The following is a 4,945-nucleotide window of genomic DNA, read 5'->3' as shown; positions in this document are numbered from 1 at the left end:
AGCAGACCGTTAGTTCATGATCTTCTTGAAGAATAACCCGCTGAAAGCCTGCTGGGCTACCATCATCGGAAGCACGCAAACGACGCTGCCAATAATAAAAGGTCGCTGGGTTGAGGCCGCGTTGCTCGCAAAAAGCCTTCTTGGTCAGACCGGAACGGGACTGCTCGCTTAGGATCGCGTCCCATCTTTGGCGGAGTGCTGTATTGCTCATATCTTCCTTTTGGAACAAAGGTCAGGCCACCAAAAGAACTAGGCAAGATGGGGTTGCTCGGACGCTTACATTTGACTAACAACATTTTTTTACTGAGATACTATTTTTTGAACTCGATATATGGTAATCTATTCTGGATTGCACACAACTCAAGCCTAGGCGACGTACGTAGCGAAGCGGAGTATGTAAGTCCTAGGCAAAGTTGTGTGCATTTTTTTATTAAAATGGCAGATCATCTTCATCGACTATATATCTTTTAATCGCATCAATTCTATTCCATAAGTTATTTATTATTACACGTTTTCTTATTAGGTCAGAAGATTTCAACAATTCTAAAAAACTCTTAAGTGAATCAACAAGCATTGGTTCTCCGCTATTAGAGTAATAATAATTTCCTTGAATGAAAGTCTTAAAAATCTTTTTTGAATCCTGGATGTAATCCTCTAAAATAGAGTGCCTGTAAATTTCCTTTAGATCTCTTTCTATTTGATCCACATCTCTTCTGTAAGTTGCATCCTCATGGATCTTACTTATTTTCCAACTAAAAAAGTGTGCAAAGTTAGCATAAGCTTCTTTTTCTTTCTCCGTAAACTCCAATTCTATAAGCTTCCCATGAGAAGATAATTTTCTTGATACTTCAAAAAAAGATTGGATGCGTTGAGTTGGATCAATATCTATCATATTCGACAATATAGACGTATAACCAAAATTACTCAAATCATTTTCAAGAATTATCTCTTCGAAAAGCTTTCCAACAAAATATACTTCTGTTTTTTGATCGTACTTTTTTTCTTTAAAATCATTTGGTACTGAATACCTCCAATTTATAGAAATACTCTTATCAGAGACTGAATTAAAATTTATCTTTTTTCCAAATCCAAAATCAATTATTTTTACAATTCCACTTTGGGAAACAAGAATATTATCAGGTCGTATATCTCTATGCAAGATTTCATTCTCTTCTAAATGTTTAAACCCTTCAACTACTTGTCTAAAAATATCATTTATTTCTTCAGGTTTCCTCTGCAAATATTTGTTAATACTCTCACCTTTTACAAACTCCATAAGAATATACCCTGTCTGGAATTCCGGGTATAAATAATAATTAAATACTCTAACTACGTTTTGGTGATATAGAAGATGTAAAAGCTTTATCTCTTCCACAAAATTTTTATAATAAATCGCTTTATGTTCCTCGTAAAGTGGTGAATATTTCTTGCAGATAAATCGTTGATTAATATAGGTGTCTTCAATTAAAACTGTCTTTCCAGTTCCTCCTTGGCCTATATCTTTTATTTTTTTATAATCCTTTTTGCGAAGGAACCTTATTTCTTCCATATTCTAAGACTATTTAATAGTTTTCATAAATTTACTGGTTGCACACAACTCAAGCTTGTGCGATGTACCTGCCCCTCTGCACCAATGCCCGAGTAGAAAACACCTACCAAAGTTCTTTCCCACATATATGACCAAGTGGAAAACACCTCCGGGCAGGTATAGTCGCACAAGCAAAGTTATGCTCTCGCTATTTATTTATTGCTTCCTGTATTTCTTTAAACGTCTTTCCTTTTCTAGTCACCCATTCAGTATATCCGTTTGAATTTCTTCCTAAAACCATATTTGATGCAGCACTTGGACTATTAAACACTGCGTCTTCAGCAAATATTAATCCATTTTTATCTTCTATCATTATATTGGTTTCTAAAAGTTTCCTTCTCATATTCCTATAAGTTTCGGTGCAAGATGGTGAAAGTTCTCTTTTTGCTTCACTTCCTTTCAGAACAATATATCCTTGATCTGTTTCTTGCATTGTAGCTTTAAATGTCTTTGTTTTTATATAGTATGTCTGATGAATTGGATTTATAGGCTCTTTATTCGAGTTTATAGAAGTTGACACAGTTGATGCAATTAGAAAATTAAACCCCATTACAGGTAGGATTAATTTCATTTGTTCTAGGAAGTACTCCATATCAGAAATGTCAGCCTCATGTAGTGTCGGTAAGCTTGGAGAATTTCCATTATCTATTTGAGCTGTCTTAGCTTCAATTGCTATTTGAACTAATCGAGATTCTAAATACCTAATTTGTGTTTTAGTTAGAAGTTCGTCTTTACTTATGAAGAAGATGAGTTCTTTGAAGTCTTTATTTGGATCACTTAAATGTTGTTTTAATCTGACCTTAATATTTTCGGCTTCACCAATATATATTCTTTCAGAAAATGCTTCATCAGTTGGATCACCTTTTAGGCAATATATTCCTGGATTGTCAAACTCATCTCTTGAGATTATTTTATTGATAGTTGCTCTTGGACTGTAAACTGCTTTACCTACCCAATTACCGATTTCACTGAACCTTGGGCCATATTCAGTACCATCTATCATATAAACTGTCAATTTCTTACCCATATAGCTTTTCTGTTTTTTTTAGTGGAGCATAACTCATGCCTACCCGCCGTGCGACCGAAGGGAGCATGGACGGGTAGGTAAAGTTCTACTCAGTTTTATTACTCACCGCGCTTTGAAAATCTTCTATATAATCATCATACTTACCACTTAGATACTCCACTAATCTCGGGTATTTTCCAGTCATTTCTTCAAACTCTTGGGACCCTATTTCAATAGGGGTAGTAGAAATCTCATCAATATACTTATTTTTCACCTTAATCATTAAGCACCTTCCTGCTCGTGGTTCTTTGCCGCGATAACTAATACTTGAATACGTACCACTATAAAACTTATATTTTCGATAAGTACCTTTTGATGTATTTAGATAAACACGAAATTCAGCAAAAACCTTCTCGTCTTTGTGATTAAGATACACATTTATAGTAATCGTATTTTGATCAATTACATGTACAATTCCTTCTAAATTACTTAGTTCTTTAGGTTCACGATGAGAGATTAGTATTCCGGTCTTAGTAATTTCTAAAGCGAATGGAATCAAAGACTTTCTACGATTAGAAACGATTATAGCTTTATAAATTCCTGCAAATGTCCCAATCACATTTTCCGAATCAATTCTATTTCTTAGTTCTCTTTCATTAAATACTCCTTTTAAGCTGTTATGTATACCAAGAACTGGTCTATGCAGTATAAAGTGCTCAATAAGTATCGTGTTCTTATTTTCATTCTCCTTTGTAGTTCCTTTCCTCAATACTGCTGATGAAGAACACGCTACACCATCAATACCAATTAAGTTTACTATCCCTAATGAAATTTCATGATCGTCATTAGGAAAAAACGTTCCTGAATAAAAAATAATATTTATAAAATAATTAGTATTGTTTTCAACAGTGATACATGTATGGTTAGAATACAAATAGTACTTACCCTTATATTCTGATTTTGACCTTGTATTATCAATAACAACTTTTCTCGATTCTTTATCAAAAATAACTTGAAATGATGAGACATTTCTCCTATCTGTTGAGTAATACAGAGTATATGGTAATGCGGATTCTTTGGCTATAAATTCACTTGTTGATACAAACATTTTATCAACAATTTCGATAAGACCAATTGTTATCCTATTAATACTGCTTTCATAGTCTTCTTTGTTTATTATCTCTTTTAAATGCTGTATTTGGTTTCTACTGTATCGACTTTGAAGCAGATAAATTTCATATGTGATATTTCCGAAATTAGCTGTAGTCGAATAATCTACCATCATGTTGATTGCCTTTTCTATTTCCCCCTTCCTTATCAGGTTGAGTATTTCAAGTTTCATATTCATTTTGCTCTTATTTAGTATACGGCCAACATGTTCCAAGAAGATAAAACTACGCTGATTCTATTTATTATACAAATCTAAAGATCATTCGCTATTCCAATTTTATTATTTGAGTTACTTCATGATCATTATTCAAATTGAGTAGAACTCAGGCTAGTGCGCCGGCACGTAGCGAAGCGAAGGGCTGGACGTACTAGCAAAGTTGGCTACAGTGTTATTCATCTTTATCGTAGTGAAAAATTATTATTTCTAGAAACACCTCTTTGTTTTGATCTTTTGGTAGATTAAAAATATAACTAAAAGAACTTTCTCCCCGTTCTCCATTTGACCGAACATAACATTGATGCGATTTCACAGTAGATCGAATTTTACTCAGAACATCAGAAAATTGTTTGTTTTTCACAAAGATTATGATCGCAACTTTAGAATCTCTCCATGTCAAATATCTAGAAAACAATTGTGTAATTGCTTTTAAAAATTCAGAAGCTCCATGCCAAAACTTACATTCCGCAACAAACAAATTACTATTGTCATCTGAATACCTTAGTAAGATATCTGTCCTGCCCGATCTATTGAAAGTTTCTCCTGTAGCAGAAACACTATCGTATCTCGTTTCTAAAAATAAGAGTATTTGATCTCTTAAAGTCTCTTCATCCTTGCCTACATACAGAGAAGGTTTCTTTTCAATACTTTTCCCGATCAAATAGATTATTTCTAAGATATCCTCATATATATACCCGTCACTAAGTGTTTTGGGATAAATTCGTATTTTTTGGCGTGAAAATCAAGCTAAGTCAATCCGAGTACGATCAATTACGACAAATTCAGAAGCATCCGAATTTGCCACCTCGCCAATTCCGTAAGGTTACGGTCTTGATTATGTTGCATCAGGGACATAAGATTAAGGTCATTGAGGCTGCACTGGGGTTAGATGATAATACCATCAGGCGTTACGCGAAAGCCTTTTATGAAAAAGGTTTTACGGCTTACCTATTGGATGGCTTCA

Annotated in this window: 6 protein-coding genes; 1 reads left to right on the top strand and 5 read right to left on the bottom strand. The window is 34.0% G+C overall.

Annotated elements, in window-relative coordinates:
* The 5 genes from tnpA to A3EU_RS31725 form a co-directional block, all read right to left on the bottom strand.
* A partial coding sequence (tnpA, locus tag A3EU_RS31730) for an IS66 family insertion sequence element accessory protein TnpA (protein ID WP_020536411.1) occupies window positions 1-211 on the bottom strand: 211 nt, incomplete at its 3' end.
* 219 nt (window positions 212-430) lie between these two features.
* The gene (locus A3EU_RS0124475) at window positions 431-1,549 is read right to left on the bottom strand and encodes a protein kinase family protein (RefSeq protein WP_020538830.1); all 1,119 of its coding nucleotides are present in this window, start codon (window positions 1,547-1,549) and stop codon (window positions 431-433) included.
* 187 nt (window positions 1,550-1,736) lie between these two features.
* Complete coding sequence (locus A3EU_RS0124470; protein WP_020538829.1) at window positions 1,737-2,615, bottom strand: GIY-YIG nuclease family protein; 879 nt, start codon at window positions 2,613-2,615, stop codon at window positions 1,737-1,739.
* A gap of 85 nt (window positions 2,616-2,700) precedes the next feature.
* Window positions 2,701-3,942, bottom strand: a complete 1,242-nt coding sequence (locus A3EU_RS0124465; RefSeq protein WP_020538828.1) for a hypothetical protein — start codon at window positions 3,940-3,942, stop codon at window positions 2,701-2,703.
* A 211-nt stretch (window positions 3,943-4,153) separates the two neighbouring features.
* Window positions 4,154-4,642: a hypothetical protein gene (locus A3EU_RS31725; RefSeq protein ID WP_020538827.1), complete on the bottom strand. Its 489-nt coding sequence runs from the start codon at window positions 4,640-4,642 to the stop codon at window positions 4,154-4,156.
* A 74-nt stretch (window positions 4,643-4,716) separates the two neighbouring features.
* On the opposite strand from A3EU_RS31725, the gene A3EU_RS31720 reads away from it, so the two are divergent.
* Window positions 4,717-4,945, top strand: a 229-nt coding sequence (locus tag A3EU_RS31720) for a COG3415 family protein (protein WP_044086666.1), incomplete at its 3' end; no start/stop codon positions are given.

Source organism: Lewinella cohaerens DSM 23179 (assembly GCF_000379805.1).
Taxonomy (GTDB): Bacteria; Bacteroidota; Bacteroidia; order Chitinophagales; family Saprospiraceae; genus Lewinella; species Lewinella cohaerens.
The sequence above is the reverse complement of the archived record's forward strand: the minus strand, read 5'-3'. Positions and strand labels throughout refer to the sequence as shown.